Annotated in this window: 13 protein-coding genes and 1 pseudogene; 5 read left to right on the forward strand and 9 right to left on the reverse strand. The window is 74.3% G+C overall.

Going from position 1 to position 16,024, the window contains the following annotated elements:
• Positions 1-15 precede the first annotated feature (15 nt).
• From OG871_RS07915 to OG871_RS07940, 6 genes are all read right to left on the reverse strand, one after another.
• On the reverse strand, positions 16-1,914 hold the full coding sequence (locus OG871_RS07915) for a GMC family oxidoreductase N-terminal domain-containing protein (protein WP_371495378.1): 1,899 nt from the start codon (positions 1,912-1,914) through the stop codon (positions 16-18).
• A complete protein-coding gene (locus OG871_RS07920) occupies positions 1,911-3,245 on the reverse strand; it encodes a hypothetical protein (RefSeq protein WP_371495380.1) in 1,335 nt (444 codons plus the stop codon). The genes OG871_RS07915 and OG871_RS07920 overlap by 4 nt, the downstream gene beginning before the upstream one ends.
• A gap of 585 nt (positions 3,246-3,830) precedes the next feature.
• Positions 3,831-4,715 (reverse strand): phospholipid scramblase-related protein, encoded by an 885-nt coding sequence (locus OG871_RS07925; RefSeq protein WP_371495382.1) that lies wholly within the window; start codon positions 4,713-4,715, stop codon positions 3,831-3,833.
• 364 nt (positions 4,716-5,079) lie between these two features.
• Positions 5,080-5,853 carry a 2,3-dihydro-2,3-dihydroxybenzoate dehydrogenase gene (locus tag OG871_RS07930; protein WP_371495384.1) on the reverse strand — a complete coding sequence of 258 codons (774 nt, stop codon included), beginning with the start codon at positions 5,851-5,853 and terminating at the stop codon, positions 5,080-5,082.
• Positions 5,854-5,973: 120 nt separating this feature from the next.
• The gene (locus OG871_RS07935; RefSeq protein ID WP_371495386.1) at positions 5,974-7,611 is read right to left on the reverse strand and encodes an amidohydrolase; all 1,638 of its coding nucleotides are present in this window, start codon (positions 7,609-7,611) and stop codon (positions 5,974-5,976) included.
• A gap of 110 nt (positions 7,612-7,721) precedes the next feature.
• On the reverse strand, positions 7,722-9,242 hold the full coding sequence (locus OG871_RS07940) for an APC family permease (protein WP_371503238.1): 1,521 nt from the start codon (positions 9,240-9,242) through the stop codon (positions 7,722-7,724).
• A 171-nt stretch (positions 9,243-9,413) separates the two neighbouring features.
• On the opposite strand from OG871_RS07940, the gene OG871_RS07945 reads away from it, so the two are divergent.
• Positions 9,414-10,139, forward strand: coding sequence for a TetR/AcrR family transcriptional regulator (locus OG871_RS07945; RefSeq protein ID WP_371495388.1), 726 nt, complete (start codon positions 9,414-9,416; stop codon positions 10,137-10,139).
• 47 nt (positions 10,140-10,186) lie between these two features.
• Positions 10,187-10,752: pseudogene (locus OG871_RS07950) on the forward strand (BRCT domain-containing protein); the annotation flags it as partial.
• Here OG871_RS07950 and OG871_RS07955 read toward each other — a convergent pair.
• From OG871_RS07955 to OG871_RS07965, 3 genes are all read right to left on the reverse strand, one after another.
• On the reverse strand, positions 10,690-11,148 hold the full coding sequence (locus OG871_RS07955; protein WP_371503239.1) for a DinB family protein: 459 nt from the start codon (positions 11,146-11,148) through the stop codon (positions 10,690-10,692). The pseudogene OG871_RS07950 and the gene OG871_RS07955 overlap by 63 nt on opposite strands.
• A gap of 187 nt (positions 11,149-11,335) precedes the next feature.
• Positions 11,336-11,911, reverse strand: a complete 576-nt coding sequence (locus tag OG871_RS07960) for a TerD family protein (protein ID WP_371495390.1) — start codon at positions 11,909-11,911, stop codon at positions 11,336-11,338.
• A gap of 127 nt (positions 11,912-12,038) precedes the next feature.
• Positions 12,039-13,427 (reverse strand): LCP family protein, encoded by a 1,389-nt coding sequence (locus tag OG871_RS07965; RefSeq protein WP_371495392.1) that lies wholly within the window; start codon positions 13,425-13,427, stop codon positions 12,039-12,041.
• A gap of 239 nt (positions 13,428-13,666) precedes the next feature.
• On the opposite strand from OG871_RS07965, the gene OG871_RS07970 reads away from it, so the two are divergent.
• From OG871_RS07970 to OG871_RS07980, 3 genes are all read left to right on the forward strand, one after another.
• On the forward strand, positions 13,667-14,143 hold the full coding sequence (locus OG871_RS07970; RefSeq protein WP_371495394.1) for a BlaI/MecI/CopY family transcriptional regulator: 477 nt from the start codon (positions 13,667-13,669) through the stop codon (positions 14,141-14,143).
• A gap of 3 nt (positions 14,144-14,146) precedes the next feature.
• Positions 14,147-15,103, forward strand: a complete 957-nt coding sequence (locus OG871_RS07975) for a M56 family metallopeptidase (protein WP_371495396.1) — start codon at positions 14,147-14,149, stop codon at positions 15,101-15,103.
• A gap of 355 nt (positions 15,104-15,458) precedes the next feature.
• On the forward strand, positions 15,459-16,001 hold the full coding sequence (locus OG871_RS07980) for a hypothetical protein (RefSeq protein ID WP_371495399.1): 543 nt from the start codon (positions 15,459-15,461) through the stop codon (positions 15,999-16,001).
• Positions 16,002-16,024 lie beyond the last annotated feature (23 nt).

Consider the following 16,024-nt stretch of genomic DNA (forward strand, 5'->3'; position numbering starts at 1 on the left):
GGACATGACAGATCATCAAGAGCGGACGTCGTATCCCTGTTCGACGGCGGACCGGGAGACGGCCAACGAGAGTGCCATGATGGTCAGTTGTGGGTTGACCCCCGGGCAGCCGGGCAGCGCCGAGGCGTCCGCGACCAGGACGCCGCGCACCCCCCGCAGCCAACCGTCGGGGCCCGCGGGAGCGACGGCCGGGTCAGTGCCGAGGGCGACGGTCCCCGTCGGATGGAAGGCGGACAGATGCAGGTCGCGGGGGGTCGTACCGGCCAGGATCCGGTCCAGCTCGGCCGCCGAACGGGCCCGGGGCGCGCGGGGCAGACCGGTGAGCACCTCCTCGGCGCCGGCCGCGAACAACAGCCCGCCCATCGCGGCGACGGCCCGCAGGAGTGACCGCCCGTCGGCCGGGTCGAGCCGGTAACGCAGCAACGGCCTGCCGCTGCCGAACACCCGGCCGCCGGGACGGTCCGCGATCATCGCCCCCAGCGTGGCCAACCGGTCGGCGCCCTCCAGTTCGGCCCGCAGCTCCCGGCCGAGGCCGGGCAGCACGAAGGAGCCCATGCCCGGCGGCGGCGCGGTCGCCTCGATCAGGATCCCCCGGTCGTGCAACTCCTCGACCCCGGCGCTCTGCAGCACCGCCGGCCCGCTCGCGACCGGCTCCGCGAAGCGGCCGGCCACACTGGTCGCCGGGTGCACCGCCAGGTTGCGACCGGTCCGCGGGTGCCCGCCCAGGCCCGAACGCCGAAGCAGCGCAGGGGACTCCAGCGCCCCGGCGGCCAGCACCACCAGCGGCGCCAGCAGCTCGAACGGGCTCCCGTCGGGTCGCCGCACCGCGACCCCGGCGGCCCGCGGACCACCGGGACGGTCCGGGTCGACCAGGATCCGCAGCACCCGGGCGGAGGTGACGATCCGGGCACCGGCCGCGCAGGCGTCCGGGAGGACGGACAGCTGCACGCTCTGCTTGGCCCCGGCCGGACAGCCCACCACGCACTGGCAGGACCCCTTGCAGCCGGGGGCGTTGCGGCGCAGCGGCCCGGCCCGCCAACCGAGCCGCTCGGCGCCGGCCAGGGTGAGCAGTCCGTTGCGGCCGAGCACGTCGAGGGGCTGGGTCGCCACTCGCAGGGTGCGCTCGATCTCGTCCAGGTCCGCGCCGAACGCCGACCGGTCGGCCAGCTCCAGCCCGTGGCCGGACCGCCAGCGCTCCAGCACCCGGCCCGGTGTCCGGTAGCAGGTACCGGAGTTGACGACCGTGGTGCCGCCGACGGCCCGGCCGGTGGGCAGCAGGACGGGCGGGCTGCCCGCCATCACGGTGGCGCCGCCGTCCCGGTACAGGTCGGCGAAGCGGTCGAGCGGGGCGCGCCGGCCGAACTCGGCGGTGGTGTGGTGCCGGCCCTCCTCCAGCACCACCACCCGCAGGCCGGCCCGGGCCAGGGTCCGGGCCGCGACGGCGCCGCCCGCGCCGGAACCGATCACCACGGCGTCGGCGGTGGCCCGGTCGGGCCACTCGGCGGACGGTACGCAGTCCAGCGGCGGGTCCAGCGGCGCCTTCTGGGACGGCTCCTGGGGGGCGGCCGGGGCCGGCGGCGGCCGCCGGTCCAGCATCCGTTCGGTCCCGGCCGCCAGCAGGACCGGGACCTTGAGCACGTCCAGCAGCGGAAGCAGCGCGGGGCGGCCGGCGAGGGCCGCGAGGACGGCCTCCCGTTCGGACACGGGGAGCCGGTCGAGCCGGGCGCCGGTCCGCAGCACGGCGTACGCGTCGACGGCGGCCGCCGCGGCACGGAAGCCGGTACGGGCGGGGCCGGGCAGCGCGGCCAGCAGGCCGTCCAGACGGGCGGCCGTGGCGATGGGCCAGGCCTCGCGGCCGTCGTCGGCGAGCAGCGCCGCGACCAGGCCGCCGCGGCTGCGGGCGAGGGCGCTCATCGGGTGCCCACCTCGGCGTGCGCGGTCCCGTTCAGCGTCCACTCACCGTCCGGGCGCCAGCGGCCCCACCACCGCTCGACCGTGATCCGGGCGTCGGCCGACTCGCTGTTGCGGCACACGGCCCGGCTGCCGTCCGGGTCGGTGTAGTCCAGGGCCAGGGTGCGTTCCTCGGGTTGGCGGACGGTCACGGTGATGCGGCGCAGCGCGGTACGGCCCGTCACGCTCCACTCGGGCAGGCCGATCACGGCGCGGAACGGCCCGAGCGCCGAGCCGGCGGCCCGGCGGGGCCAGGTGCGGCCGTCCCTGAGCAGTCGCAGGAAGACCAGCGGCGGCAGGCGGTCCAGCCCGGGCCGGTGGGAGACGGCGGCGACCACTTCCAGCACGTCCCCGCCGCCGAGGTCGGCGTGCAGCCAGGCCCAGCGCCGGGCGTTGCCGTGCCCGTAGATCCGGGCTCCGGCGCCGGGTGCGCCGGCCAGCCGGAGTTCGCCGCCCGGGTGGGTGACGGTCCCGGTGTAGCGCGAGCGCGCCGCCGGGAGCATGTGCGCGGCGGGCAGGACGGGGTGGCGCCAGGCCCAGCGCGGGAAGGTGTACAGCGGCGGGCCGGCAGGCTGCTCGGCGAGGTCCCACGTGTACGGACCGGCCTTGCCGCGCAGCCGCTCCGCGGGCGGCCCCGGGTCGGCGGTGTAGCGGGCGTGCTCGGCGGGTCCGTCGGGTGGGAAGAGGGCGATCCAGCCGTGGGCGCGGGCGGGCGATCCGTCGCTGGGCGCGGTCAGTTCGTGGTGCAGCCACAGGCCGGTACCGCTCGCCGGGTCGGTCAGCGTGGTGTACCAGACCTCGGTACGGCCGGGCGTGCCGTCCCAGCGCGGCGCCTGCGCGTCCTCGCGGCGCGGGAACCGCCAGCTCGCCAGGAAGGGCGGCAGTGCGGTGGCGAGCGGGAAGCGCAGGGTGCCGCGGCCGACCTCGGCGCCGTCCTCGGAGAGGGTGAAGGGCAGCACGGTCATCGAGGCCAGCGGGCGGCGCGCGGTGACCGACTTCCAGCCGTGCAGGGTGAGTCGGCGGCCGTCGGCGGTGAGGTCGAGCCGGTAGCGGATCCGCCGCCGGGCCAACGGTGAGATCTCCAACTCGCCTGCGGCGCCCGGGTCGTCGGCGAGGCCGGCGATCCGCACCCGCCCGGTCAGTGTGGCGTCCGTGGTCCGGTGCGGCAGCAGGATGCGGTCCGCCCGCACGGCGAGGTCGAGCCGGATCGGACGGTCCCGCGCCTCGCCCGCGAGCCGCACCGTCCCGACCATCGACTCGTCGAACGCCGTGCCGCGCCGAGGCAGCGCTTTCATGGGTGTCTCCGGTTTCAGTGGTCCAGTGGCTGAGCCACTCAACCACTGTGCCGATGCACCGTCAATCCCCCACGCCCGCAGGGCTACGGACCGGTAGGGTGCCCGGCACGGCGAACGAACCGGCCCCCGCCGAGCCCGTCGACCCGCGGACCTGCGCATGCTTCGACCAGGTACGGGTGAGCAATCGGCGTCGGGTGCGCTTCCACCGGGAGCGGCAGGACACCTCCGCACCCGGACGAATCCGCGAGGGCTGACGCCGCGCGCGAGAGAGCGTGTCCCTCTGACGGGTTGAGCTGTTGATCGGATGTGTCTGTCCGATCGGTGGTCGGTGATGCGCCGCGCGGCCGGATCGAGCCGTTGATGCCGGCCGATCAGGTCCGTGGACGGCATACGGGCCCAGCTCGGCTGCGCACGTGGTCGACCGACCTGTTCCGCTCGGCCGACAGAGTTCCGCCGCGCGGGGCGGACCGCCGACCGGTTGACGGTGGGACAGCCGGGCAGGGTCCGACGGCGTACCGGACATGGGAGAGCCCCGCCTCCCGGGACGGTCGGGGGGCGGGGCTCGAAACAGCGTACGGGTTGCCGCTATCCGAGGCCGCGGGCGTCCTGCTTCAGCGCGGTGTCCACGGTCAGCGCGGTCGCCACGACAAGACTGAGCAGCGGGTCGGTGAGCGGGCGGTGGATCTGGAGCACGTAGTTGTCGGCCGTGGTGAACATCGTCTTCGCCAGGCCTTCCCAGGTCTTGGTGATCCGGGCGATCTCGGTGTCCGCCTCGTCGACGATGGAGAAGTTCCAGGCCCGCCAGTTCTCCGCCTTGACGGCGCCGATCTTCTGTCCGCCGACCTCCAGCGCGAAATTGATCTTCCCGATGGCGTTCTGCTGAACGATCTGGCCAACCTCCTGGCCGTCCGGACGCTGCACGATCACCCGCGACTTGATGAACTTCGCCGGGCGGGTCAGCAGCAGCACCGGAGTGCCCTGCGCGTCACGGATCTCCAGTTTGTGGGTCAGGTACTGGTCGATGGAGAAGAGCAGCCGTATCACCTTGCGCAGACCGCTCTGGCCGACCTGGACCACCGAGCCCAGCGTGGCGCCCTGCTGGTCGAAGACCGAGTACTCGTTGGTCAGCTCGATCAGCTTGGCCTTCTGGTTCACCACCAGGACCGGCTCGGAGAAGAGGGTGCCGCCGCCACCGGAGACCGGTCCGACGCCCGCCTGCTGCTGTACCTGGCGCTGCACCTTGACGGAGTCGCCGACCGGAGCCGCCGGCTGCCCGGGGAGACCGGGGGTGTTCGTGTTCTGGGACATGGCGGGCAGGCTAGGCTCAATCCCCCGTGGGGAGCTAGATCGTTTTGAACGGACCCTGGTTCGTTCGGGACCTCGACCGTGGCTCTGACCTGCGGGTTTTGGTGTCGCGAGCGACAGCTGGCCGGCATTCGACGGGAGGGATGTGGTCGATGTCACACCCAAGGCCCGCCTCTTTGCCGCCTGCGGGCCCGGATGGGGATGGCTGCGAGTCGGCTCGACGGTGTTCGGTCCTTGTACGCGCCGGTGTTGAAGCCGAGGTGGCACCCTCCGCGTGAACCGCACCCGAGCCGGTGGCGGACCTGGTCCACCGGTTGCGGGATGACGGTACGGATGTGACGTTCACGCGGATGGACGCGGATCCGGGACGGCCCGGCCGAGACCGTCGTCGGCGTCCGCCGCTTCCGGCCCCACAGCGCATCACTGACCACCCATCGGACAGACGCCGCGGGAGCAGGTCGGCCGCGCCGCGGAGCACGCGGTGCCCGCACCGGGCCTGACCGCTTGACCGGCCGACCCGCCGACCGACTCAGGCCCGCAGGGTGGCGCCGCCGTCCACGTACAGGTCGTGCATGGTGATGTGGCGGGCGCGGTCGGAGGCGAGGAAGACGACCGCCTCGGCGACGTCCGCCGGCTCGGCGATCCGGCCGAGCGGTATCCCGACCCGGTACGAGTCCAGGTCGCCGGCGATGACCCGGGCGGCGGAGGCCTCCTCGTCGGCGGACCAGAGCGCGCGCTGCATGGGCGTGTCGGTGGAGCCGGGCGAGACCACGTTGCAGCGCACGCCCGAACGGGCCAGTTCCAGCCCGAGGCACTTGGTGAACATGGTGGCGGCGGCCTTGGAGGCGGCGTAGGCGGCCATGCCGACCCGGGGCACGCCGGCCGCGTTGGACCCGACGGTGACCACCGCGCCCCGGCCGCGCCCGGCCATCCGCCCGGCGACGGCGCGGCTGAGGTGGAAGACGCCGGAGGTGTTGACGGCGAAGGTGGCCGCCCAGTCCTCGTCGGTGAGGTCGAGCGCGCGGGCGGTGCGCAGGATGCCCGCGACGTTGACCAGGACGGTGAGCGGGCCGAGCTCGCCCTCGACCCGCTCGACCACCGCCTCGACGGCGGCGGAGTCGGACACGTCCGCCGGGTAGGCGTGCACCGCGTCCGGGTGGTCCGCGGCGAGAGCCTCGACCCCGGCCGCGTGGAGGTCCACCGCGGCCACCTTGGCACCCCGGGCGGCCAGCGCCCGGACCACGGCCGCACCTATGCCCTGACCGGCGCCGGTGACCAGGGCGACCTCGCCGTCGAGTTCCATCGGTTGCACGGTCGATCCCTTCCGGGGCGGCAGCACCCCGCCCAGCCGGTTTTAGGCAAGGCTAACCTAATGCCCGGCTCCGGCCCGGACCGGGGTGACCTCACCGCGCGGCGTGCACCGTCACCGCGCGGCGTGCACCGTCCGCCCGCCGACCCACGTCCGCAGCACCCGGGTCGCGGCGATCTCCTCGGCCGGCCCGGCGAACGGGTCCCGGTCCAGCAGCACCAGGTCCGCGAGGTGACCCACCCGCAGGCTGCCCGCGTCGTCGTGCCCGTTCACGTGCGCCGCGCCGGCCGTGTACGCGGCGAGCGCGGCCCCCAGGTCCAGGCGCTGCTCCGGCAGGAAGACCCGGCCGTCCGTGGCCCCGGGCTCCATCCGGTTGACCGCCACGTGCAGGCCGGCGATCGGGTCCGGACTGCTCACCGGCCAGTCGCTGCCGGCGGCCAGCGTGGCACCCGCCCGCAGCAGGTCGCCGAACGGGTACTGCCAGGCGGCCCGTTCGGGGCCGAGGAAGGGGATGGTCAGCTCGTCCATCTGCGGCTCGTGCGCTGCCCACAGCGGCTGGATGTTGGCGATCGCCCCGAGCGCGGCGAACCGCGGCACGTCCTGGGGGTGGACCACCTGGAGGTGGGCCAGGTGGTGCCGGGTGGCCCGGCGCCCGTTGGCCGTCCGGGCGGCCTCGACGGCGTCCAGGGCCTCGCGCACGGCGCGGTCGCCGAGAGCGTGGAAGTGCACCTGGAAGTCGAGGGCGTCCAGCGCGGTGACGTACGAGCGCAGGGCCTGCGGGTCGACGAAGCTCAGCCCGCTGTTGGCGGTGGCGCAGCCGCAGCCGTCCAGGTAGGGCGCGGTCATCGCGGCGGTGAAGTTCTCGGCGATGCCGTCCTGCATGATCTTCACGGCGGTGGCCCGGAACCGGCCGTGTGCGGTGTCGGCGCGCCGGGCGACCAGCTCGGGGATCTGCTCGGCGCCGCGGTCGCGCTGCCACCAGAGCGCCCCGGTGACCCGGGCCGTGAGGGTGCCCGCACGGGCCGCGGCCAGATAGGCGTCGGTGGGGTCGGGCTGGCCGTTGAAGACGCCGAGCAGGGCGTCCTGCCAGCCGGTGATGCCGAGGGAGTGCAGCAGTTCCTGGGCCCGGAGCAGCCCGGCCAGCCGCTCGGCGGCCGTGGTCGGCGGCACCAGCCGGGCGACCAGGGCGGTGGCACCCTCCTGGAGCGTTCCGGACGGGGTGCCGTCCGGTTCGCGTTCGATCCGCCCGTCGGCCGGGTCCGGGGTGTCGCGGGTGAGTCCGGCCAGTTCCAGCGCCCGGGTGTTGGCCCAGGCGCCGTGGTGGTCGCGGTTGAGCAGGTAGACCGGCCGGTCGGCGACGACCGAGTCGAGCAGCTGCCGGGTCGGGCGGCCGCCGTCGAAGCTCTCCATCGACCAGCCGCTGCCGGTGATCCAGGCCCGCTCCGGGTGGGCCTCGGCGAAGGCCCGGATCCGCCGCAGGTAGTCCTCCGTCCCGACGGTGCCGCTCAGGTCGCACTCGCCCAACTCGGTGCCGCCGTAGACGGCGTGCACGTGCGCGTCCTGGAAGCCGGGCACCAGCATCCGGCCGGCCAGGTCCACCACCTCGGTACGCGGGCCGATCAGCTCGCGGACCTCGTCGTGGCCGACGGCGGTGATCCGCTCTCCGGTGACGGCGAGACTGGTGGCCCGGCTCCGGGCCGGGTCGGCGGTGAAGATCGGCCCACCGGTGAGGACCAGATCGGCATGGGTCATGGGTGCTGCTCCAACTGTGCGGTGCGGAAACGGAGTACGGAAGCGGAGTACGGAAGCGGAGTACGGGGCCGGGATCGGCGTCGGGGTCGCAGGACCTTGGTACGGCAGGACTACCGGAGGACGCCCGGCGCCTCGCCGTCGGTGCCCTCGCCGGTCCGGAAGTAGGCCGAGCGGCGCCCCCAGCGGGCCCAGGCGGCGACCGGCAGGCCGCTGCCGATCATCAGCACGGGGACCAGCAGCTGGAACCAGCCGTTGTCGGCGCTGAGTTCGAAGTGGTCGGCGGAGTCGTAGAAGCTCCAGGCCAGGTACCCGCCGACGGCCAGCAGGACCGCGGCGCCGAGCAGCGGGCCGACCACCGCCCGCAGCGCCTCCCACGGAGAGCTGCGCAGCAGGTGGCGGAAGCGCACCGCGGCCGCGACGGCGGTCAGCGCGTAGTAGAGGGCGACCACGATGCCGATCGCGTTGACGGCGGCGTTGATCAGGTCGGTGACGGTCGGGATGACCAGCGACATCAGGGCGACGGCGGAGGCGATCACGGTGATCAGCACGGTGCCGGCGACCGGGGTGGCGTAGCGCGGGTGGATCCTGGTCCAGATCGCGCCGAGGGTGCCGTCGCGGCCCATCGCGTAGGTGCCCCGGGCGGTCGGGATGACGTTGGCCTGGAGGGAGGCGACGGCGGAGAAGGTCAGCGCGATCAACGGCAGGGCGGCGAGCGGCTGGTGGGCGAGCTTGTTGCCGAAGTAGGTCAGCCCCTGGGCACCGTTGTCGGCCAGTTCGTCGAGCGGCAGGACGCGCTGGAACGCGGTGCCGGCGAGCAGGAACAGCAGCGCCATGGTGACCAGCGCGATCATGCCGCCGCGGGAGGCGTCCTTCGGCTCGCGGACCTCCTCACCGACGCTGAACACCGACTCGAAGCCCCAGTAGCAGAAGACGGCGAGCACCATGCCCTGGGCCAGCGCGCCGAACGAGGGGATGTCCAGCGGGTTGTACCAGCTCAGCGAGAACGGCTGGCTGCCGGCGAACAGGCCGTACCCGCAGAAGCCGAGCAGCACCAGGTACTCGAAGACCAGCAGGTACTTCTGCAGCCGGGCCGCCAGACCGAGACCGCGGATCGCGATCACGGTGGCCACGGCCAGCACCACCAGGCCGATCACGGTGGTCTGGGCGGTGGAGTCCGGGTCGAGGGTCAGGCCGAACGCGCTGTGCAGGCCGGCCTCGCCGGCCAGTTGGACGAGCGCGGAGCCGGTGACGGCCGTGGTGTAGGCCATGAACACGATGGTGCCGACGGTGTTCACCCAGCCGGTGAGGAAGCCCAGCCAGGGGCTGAGCGTGCGGCCCACCCAGGTGTAGGAGTTGCCGGCGTTGGGCTCGACCAGGTTGAGCCGCCCGTAGGCCCCGGCGATGCCGAGGACGGGCAGGAAGGCCAGCAGCATGATCGCCGGCAGGTGCAGCCCGACCACCGCGGCGGTCAGCCCCAGGCCGATGCCGATGCTGGAGGTGGCGGCGGTACTGGAGGCGGCGATGGCCACCCCGTCCATGACGCCCAGCGTCCTGCGCATCGAGGTGTGCCGCGCCTCGCCGCCGGGCCCGCCGCCGTCCGCTCTGAGGGCTCTCGCCTCGTCCTTCGCCATTGCTGCCAACGGACCACCGCCTTGACCGTGGGGGCCGCGTCGGGCCCCGGTGGCTGGTCATGAAACTCCTGGTGGCCTTTTCAGGTCAATGCCGTTGTCATAAGGTGCGGCCAGCCGAGAATCCCCAGGCGAGAATCCCCAGGCAGTCGGACGACCGCAGGAGCGAGCGCGATGAACGACCGAGTGGTCCCGGAACCCGAGCGCCGCCGGCGGCGCCCCACCAAGCAGGGCACGGTCCTGTCGGCGGAGGTCATCGTCACCACCGCGCTGCGGCTGATGCGCCAGCACGGCGCCGAGGCGCTCACCGTCCGCCGGCTCGGCGCGGCGCTCGGCGCCGACCCGAGCGCGATCTACCGGTACTTCCGCAGTACCGACGACCTGCTGCTGGCGATCGCGGACGAGCTGATCGCCCGGGCCCAGCAGGACTGGCGCTCCACCGGCGACTGGCAGGCCGACCTGCGCGAGATCGGCCTGCGGATCCACGCCGCGTACCAGGCGCACCCGCAGGCCGCGCTGCTGGCCGCGTACCGGACGACCGGGCGGGAGAACGAGACCAGGGCCGTGGAGACGATCCTCGGTATCCTGCGCGGTGCGGGCTTCCCCGACCCGGAGGCGGTGGCGATCTACCACGCCTTCGTCGACCAGGGCCTGGCCTTCGCCGCCCAGGACGCGGCCGCCGCCGCGCTGCCCGGCCCCGCCTGGGCGGCCGACCTGGACGTCTGGCACCGGCACTACGCCCGGCTGCCGGCCGAGACCCACCCCAACATCGCCGCGACCGCCCGGTTGCTGGTCACCGACATGCGGCGCAGCGGCTACCCGCTCGCGCTGGAGCTGCTGCTCTCGGCCGCCGCCGCCCGGCTCGAACGCGTCCGGGCCACGCCGGGCCGGGGGGCCTGAACCCGCCGCCGACCTGCACTGTCAGTGCCGTTCGAGATGATGTTCGCTCGCGTGCGCCCCGCTGGGCGGTCGCCTACAAGCTGCCCGCGTGCACGAGGTCACCCGGCTGGTCGAGGTGGAGTGGAACGTCGGCCGCACCGGCGTCATCGCCCCGCGCGCCGTGCTGGAGCCGGTCGAGGTGGACGGGGTGACGATCACCTACGCCACCCTGCACAACCCGGCCGACATCACCCGCCGCGGCCTGCTGATCGGCGATCAGGTCTTCGTCCACCGGGCGGGCGACGTGGTCCCCCGGGTCGAGGCGCCGATGACCGGTCCGCTCGCGCAGCTGTCCAGGACGGAGATGAACGAGCGGATCGAGCGCGCCGGCGGCAAGGCCTCGTCCAGCGTCTCCCAGCGCACGGCGCCGCTGGTCGCCGGTGAGCGGGCCGGCTCCGAGCGGGCCAAGGCCGAGGAGCTCGGCGTCCGGGTGCTGAGTCCGGAGGAGTTCGCCGAACTGGTCGGCGCCGCGGTCTCCCGAGTGGCCGCGCCGGGGTCTCCTGAGCGCCCGTCAGGCGCCGACGGTCCCGTCGATGCCCTCGCGCAGGAAGTCGGCGTGGCCGTTGTGCCGGGCGTACTCGTGGATCAGGTGAAGCATCACCAGGCGCAGCGACACGTCGTCCCCCCACCGGGCGTTGTGGCCGAGGACGTCCAGGGACTGCGCCTCGCGCTCGATCCGGCGGGAGTGCTCGACCTCGGCCTCCCAGGCCGCGAAGGCCTCCGAGCGGGTGGCCCCGCTCGCGTCGTAGGCGACCTGGTAGTCGTCGGTGTCGGAGTACACCAGCGGGATCGACTCGCCGTTGACGACCCGGCGGAACCAGGTGCGCTCGACCTCGGCCATGTGCCGGACCAGCCCGAGCAGGGTGAGCGTGGAGGGTGGCATCGACGCCCGGCGCAGTTCCTCGTCGGTCAGGCCGTCGCACTTCATCGCCAGGGTCGCCCGGTGGAAGTCGAGGAAGGCGCGCAGCATTTCGCGCTCACCGCCGGTGAGCGGCGGGCCGATGCGTTCGGTGGTCAACTGCGGCGCTCCTTCTGGAACCCGGCCGGGGCCCGGTCCGTTCGTCCGGCGGTGCATCGGTCGAGTTCTACCAGAGGCCGTCCACGGGTACGACGGGGCCCCGGCCCCTGATCGGGGTCGGGGCCGCGGCGGGTGGCGGTCAGACGTTGACCCCGTAGTCCAGGGCGATGCCGCGCAGACCGGAGGCGTAACCCTGGCCGATGGCGCGGAACTTCCACTCGTTGCCGTAGCGGTAGAGCTCACCGAAGACCATGGCCGTCTCGGTGGAGGCGTCCTCGGTGAGGTCGTAGCGGGCGACCTCGCTGCCGTCGGCCTGGTTGACGACCCGGATGAAGGCGTTGCGCACCTGGCCGAAGCTCTGCCGGCGGGCCTCGGCGTCGTAGATGGAGACCGGGAAGACCACCTTGACGACCTGGGCGGGCACGGCCGCCAGGTCGACCTTGATCTGCTCGTCGTCGCCGTCGCCGCCACCGGTGAGGTTGTCACCGCTGTGCTCGACCGAACCGTCCGGGCTGCGGAGGTTGTTGTAGAAGACGAAGTGCTGGTCGCCGAGGACGCGGCCGGCCTCGTTGCACAGCAGCGCGCTGGCGTCGAGGTCGAAGTCGGCGCCGGTGGTACCCCGGACGTCCCAGCCGAGGCCGACGATGACCGCGGTGAGGCCCGGGGCCTCCTTGGTCAGCGAGACGTTGCCGCCCTTGGCGAGCGAGACTCCCATGGTGTCCTCCTGCTACCCCGTGCCGGGCCGCGAGCGGCCGGCTACCTGCATCTCAGCGCACTGCTGAATCTACAGCACTGTAGATCGCACGTGAATCGGCCGGGCCCATCCGCCCGCTGGTGAGCCGTCAGCCGTACGAGAGGTCGGTACACGGGTCGTCCGCGGCGGAGCGGCCCGCGGCGGTCACCGAGGCGGGCAGCCGGCCCGTCGGCGGGGCGCTCGGCGACGGCGACGGCGACGCCTTCGCGAAGTCCCGCCCCAGCAGCAGGACCAGGCCCGGCTCGTCGACGGACTCCAGGACCGCGCCGGGGAACAGCCCCGCCACCTCCCGGGCGCTCTGCGCCTGCCCCGGGCCGTGGCGGACCACGGTCACCGCGCGGGTCGTCGGCGCGCTGTCGGCCCGGTCGGACACCGTGTAGCCCTCCGCCTCCAGCCGCTCGGCCGCCCGCGCGGCCAGGCCCGCCGTACCGGCGGCGTTGCGGACCGCGAGGGAGACCCCCCGGGAGTCGGGCGAGGGCCCGCCCGCGTCGTCCGACCCGTCCAGCCGCCGGTCGGCCCGCAGCGCGGCCCACAGCTGCCCGGCGTCCGGCTGGGCCAGCGCGACCCGGGAACCCTCGTAGCGCCAGGGCACGGTGAGGAAGCGCGCGTCGCGCAGCTCGATGTCGCGCAGCGACAGCGCGAACGAGAGGAGCTTCGCCGCCGAGCCGAGCCCCGGGTCGACCAGCAGCGAGCCGGTGGCGGCGTCGGCGAGCGGCAGCAGCGTCGTCGGGTTCATCCCCACGCCCTTGACCTGCCGGAGCAGCGATCCGAGGAAGGCCTGCTGGCGCTTGGTGCGGCCGATGTCGGAGCCGTCGCCGATGCCGTGGCGCAGCCGGACGTAGTCCAGCGCGCTCTGGCCCTGGACCTTCTGCTTGCCCTGGCCGAAGAGCAGCCGGCCGGGCCGGCCGAGGTTCGGGTTGAGGTCGCCCTCGTGGACGGCCTTCGGCAGGCACACCTCGACCCCGCCGACGGCGCTGGTCATCGCGGCGAAACCAGCGAAATTCACCACGATCGTGTGGTCGACCCGCAGGCCGGTCAGCTTCTCCACGGTGTTCTGGGTGCACGCCGGGTTGCCCTGTTCGGCGCCGCCGACCTCGAAGGCGCTGTTGAAGAGCACCCCGCTGCGCGGTCTGGTCCAGCTGCCGTCCGGCAGTCGGCAGGCCGGGACGTCGACCAGCGAGTCGCGCGGCACCGACACGCCGACGGCGTGCCGGTGGTCGGCGTAGACGTGCAGCAGGACGGTGGTGTCCGAGCGGGCTCCGCTCTCCTCCCCGCCGCCGAGGTCGCGGTTGGCGCCGTCCCGCGAGTCGGAGCCGATCAGCAGCACGTTGACCGGGGTGCGCCCGTCCGCGTCCGGGCCTGCGGCCGCCGGGCGGTCCGGGCTCAGTGCGCCGCCGTCGAAGATCCGGAGGTTGCCGTCCAGCCGGTAGTAGGTCGCCGCACCCGCCAGCAGGATCAACGCGAGTACGCCGGTCACGCTCCAGAGCACCGCTTTCCGGTGACTGCGCCGCCCCGCCATCCGCACCTACCCCCTTCACCGTGGCCGCCGACTCCGGCGGGTCGCCGAACTGACGGTCCGTCCGCCCGCCGGGCCGGTCCCGACCGCATGGACCGGACGAAGACGAATCGGAGCATACCGCCCATCCAGGACAATCCCTCCGCGTTTCGACGCCCACGACCCCACCGTGCGGCCACAGCTCACGGTGCCTCAGTAGAATGGCCCCGAGCGCCCCGGCAGCCCGGAGCCGCAGGACCGGAGGGACCACCGCCGTGCGCGACACCACCACAGACCACCGACCGCCGGGCGCGGTCGCCTTCCCGCGCGTCCGCCGACGCGGCCAGGGCGAGCTGGAGGCCCAGGTACTGGCCGCGCTGCGCACCGCCGCGGAACCGGTCACCGCGGGCTGGGTCCAGCAGCAGCTGGAGGGCGATCTCGCCTACACCACGGTGATGACCATCCTGTCCCGGCTGCACGCCAAGAACGCGGTGTCGCGTTCCCGGACGGGCCGCTCCTACCACTGGCTGGCCGCCTCCGACGCGGCCGGCCTCGCCGCCCTGCGGATGCGCAGGGTGCTGGACACCCAGGCGGACCGGGACGCGGTGCTGGCCAGCTTCGTGAGCGCGCTGCTCCCCCAGGACGAGGAACTGCTGCGGGCCCTGCTCGACAGCGCGGCGGACGGCCCCGAGGCCTGAACCGTGGGCGTGTTCGTCTTCCTCCCGCTCGTCCTGCCGCTCACCGCCCTGCCCATCGCCCGGCTCGCCGAACAGCACCTGCACCCCCGCACCGCGGCCCGGCTGCTCACCGTCATCGCCGTGGTGATGGCGGCCAGCTGCGCGATCAGCCTCAGCCTGCTGTTCGTCGTCGGCACCGCCCACATTCCCGGCAATCCGCTGCCGGACAGCTGGTCCGACCCCGAGGTCCGCGACGCCGTCCCGTTCCACCGGACGGTCGGCGGTTCCGCCGTCGTCGCCCTGCTGGTGGTGGTCGCCGCATGCGCGCACACCGTGCGCCGGCACCTGCGGGTCCGGTCCCGCTGCCGCCAGGCCCTCGACGGGCTGGCCGCCGGCGCCGAGGTCGCGGTCCTCCCGGACGAGCGCCCGTACGCCTATGCGCTGCCCGGCGTGACCGGCCGGGTCGTGGTCTCCACCGGCATGCTCGCCGGCCTCACCGCCGCCGAGCGGACGGTCCTGCTGGCCCACGAACGGGCCCACCTGACCCACCGCCACCACCGGTACCTGCTGGCCACCCGGCTCGCCGCCTGCGTCAACCCCTGCCTGCGCCCGCTGCGCCAGGCCGTGGCCTACAGCACCGAGCGGTGGGCCGACGAGGAGGCCGCCCGGTCGGTCGGCGACCGCCGCCTCACCGCCCGCGCTGTCGCCAGGGCCGCGCTGATCTCCGGCCCGTTCACCGCTCACGGCCCCGGTACGCTGCCCGGCCTGCCGGCCTTCGCCGAGCCCGGCCCCGGGCCGGTCCCGCGCCGGGTGGCCGCCCTGCTCGCACCAGGCCCGCACACCACCGGCTGGCCCCCGGCGCACAGCCGGGCCGGCCTGGCCGCGATGGTCGCCGCCGCCGGCACGGCGGTCTCCGCGGCATCCTCGCTCAACGCCGCCGTGGCCCTGCTGCTCCTGCTCAAGGCCGCCACCCCGCTCTGAGCGGCCGTCGGCGGCCGGGGGTGTCGACGGCGCACCGTCGCGGGGACGTTCCAGCCCGCCCGGTACCAGTAGATCCCGCCGCGGGTACCGCGGTTGCAGACCTGCGGCGACTGCCGGTCGCAGTCGCCGCGGCACCGGACGTGGGGCGGCGGCGATCAGCCCGGCCACGGCGGCGCGGACCGGGCCGCACCGTCCGTTCATGAGCTGTTCGGGGCGGATCCGGACACAACGGTCGATCCTCCGCACAAGGGGAGCAACGGCCCGCTCCAGGCTGTGCGCTCGCACCGGTGCGGGGTAGAGCGCGAGGGCGACGACCGGGAGGATGGGGAGCTCCCGGGGAGTGGGGAGGGACGGCGTGTGGCGTCGACTGGCACGTGCGGCAGCGGCCCTGGCGGCGGTGGCCTGCCTGGTGGGGACGGGCAGCGGGATCTGGTTCCTGGCCGGTGAGCGGATGGGCGCGGCCCTCGGCATCGGCCCGCCCGGCGGCGACCTGGTGGTCTCCCGGTGCTACGAGGTGTACGACTCGGAGGGCGACGACAACGGCCGGGACTGCCGCGGCGAGTTCACCCCGGCGGGCGCCTCCGCGGACGCGGTCCGCCCGATGGTGCTGCGCGGCGCCGCGGCCGACCACCGGCCGGGCACCCGGCTCGCCGTCCGGCTGAGCCACGGCGCCGCGTACGAGCCGTCCTCGGAGCCGGTGGTGAAGTACGGCATCGCAGCCGGGCTGATCCTGGTGGTCGGCGCCACCCTCACGGCCTGGCTGCTCTCGTGCGCCCGGCACGGCCGGTTCCAGGAGGCCGAGGGCTATGTCTTCGCGGCCCTGGCCGGGCTGATCGGCGTGCCGCTGCTGGGCATCGCGGTCGGCCTCGTCGCCGGCGTCGCGGAGGTGGTGTTCTGAGCCGCCGGGCGGTCGCCCCCGGT

Origin of the sequence: Kitasatospora sp. NBC_00374 (assembly GCF_041434935.1) — a bacterium.
Lineage (GTDB): Bacteria > Actinomycetota > Actinomycetes > Streptomycetales > Streptomycetaceae > Kitasatospora.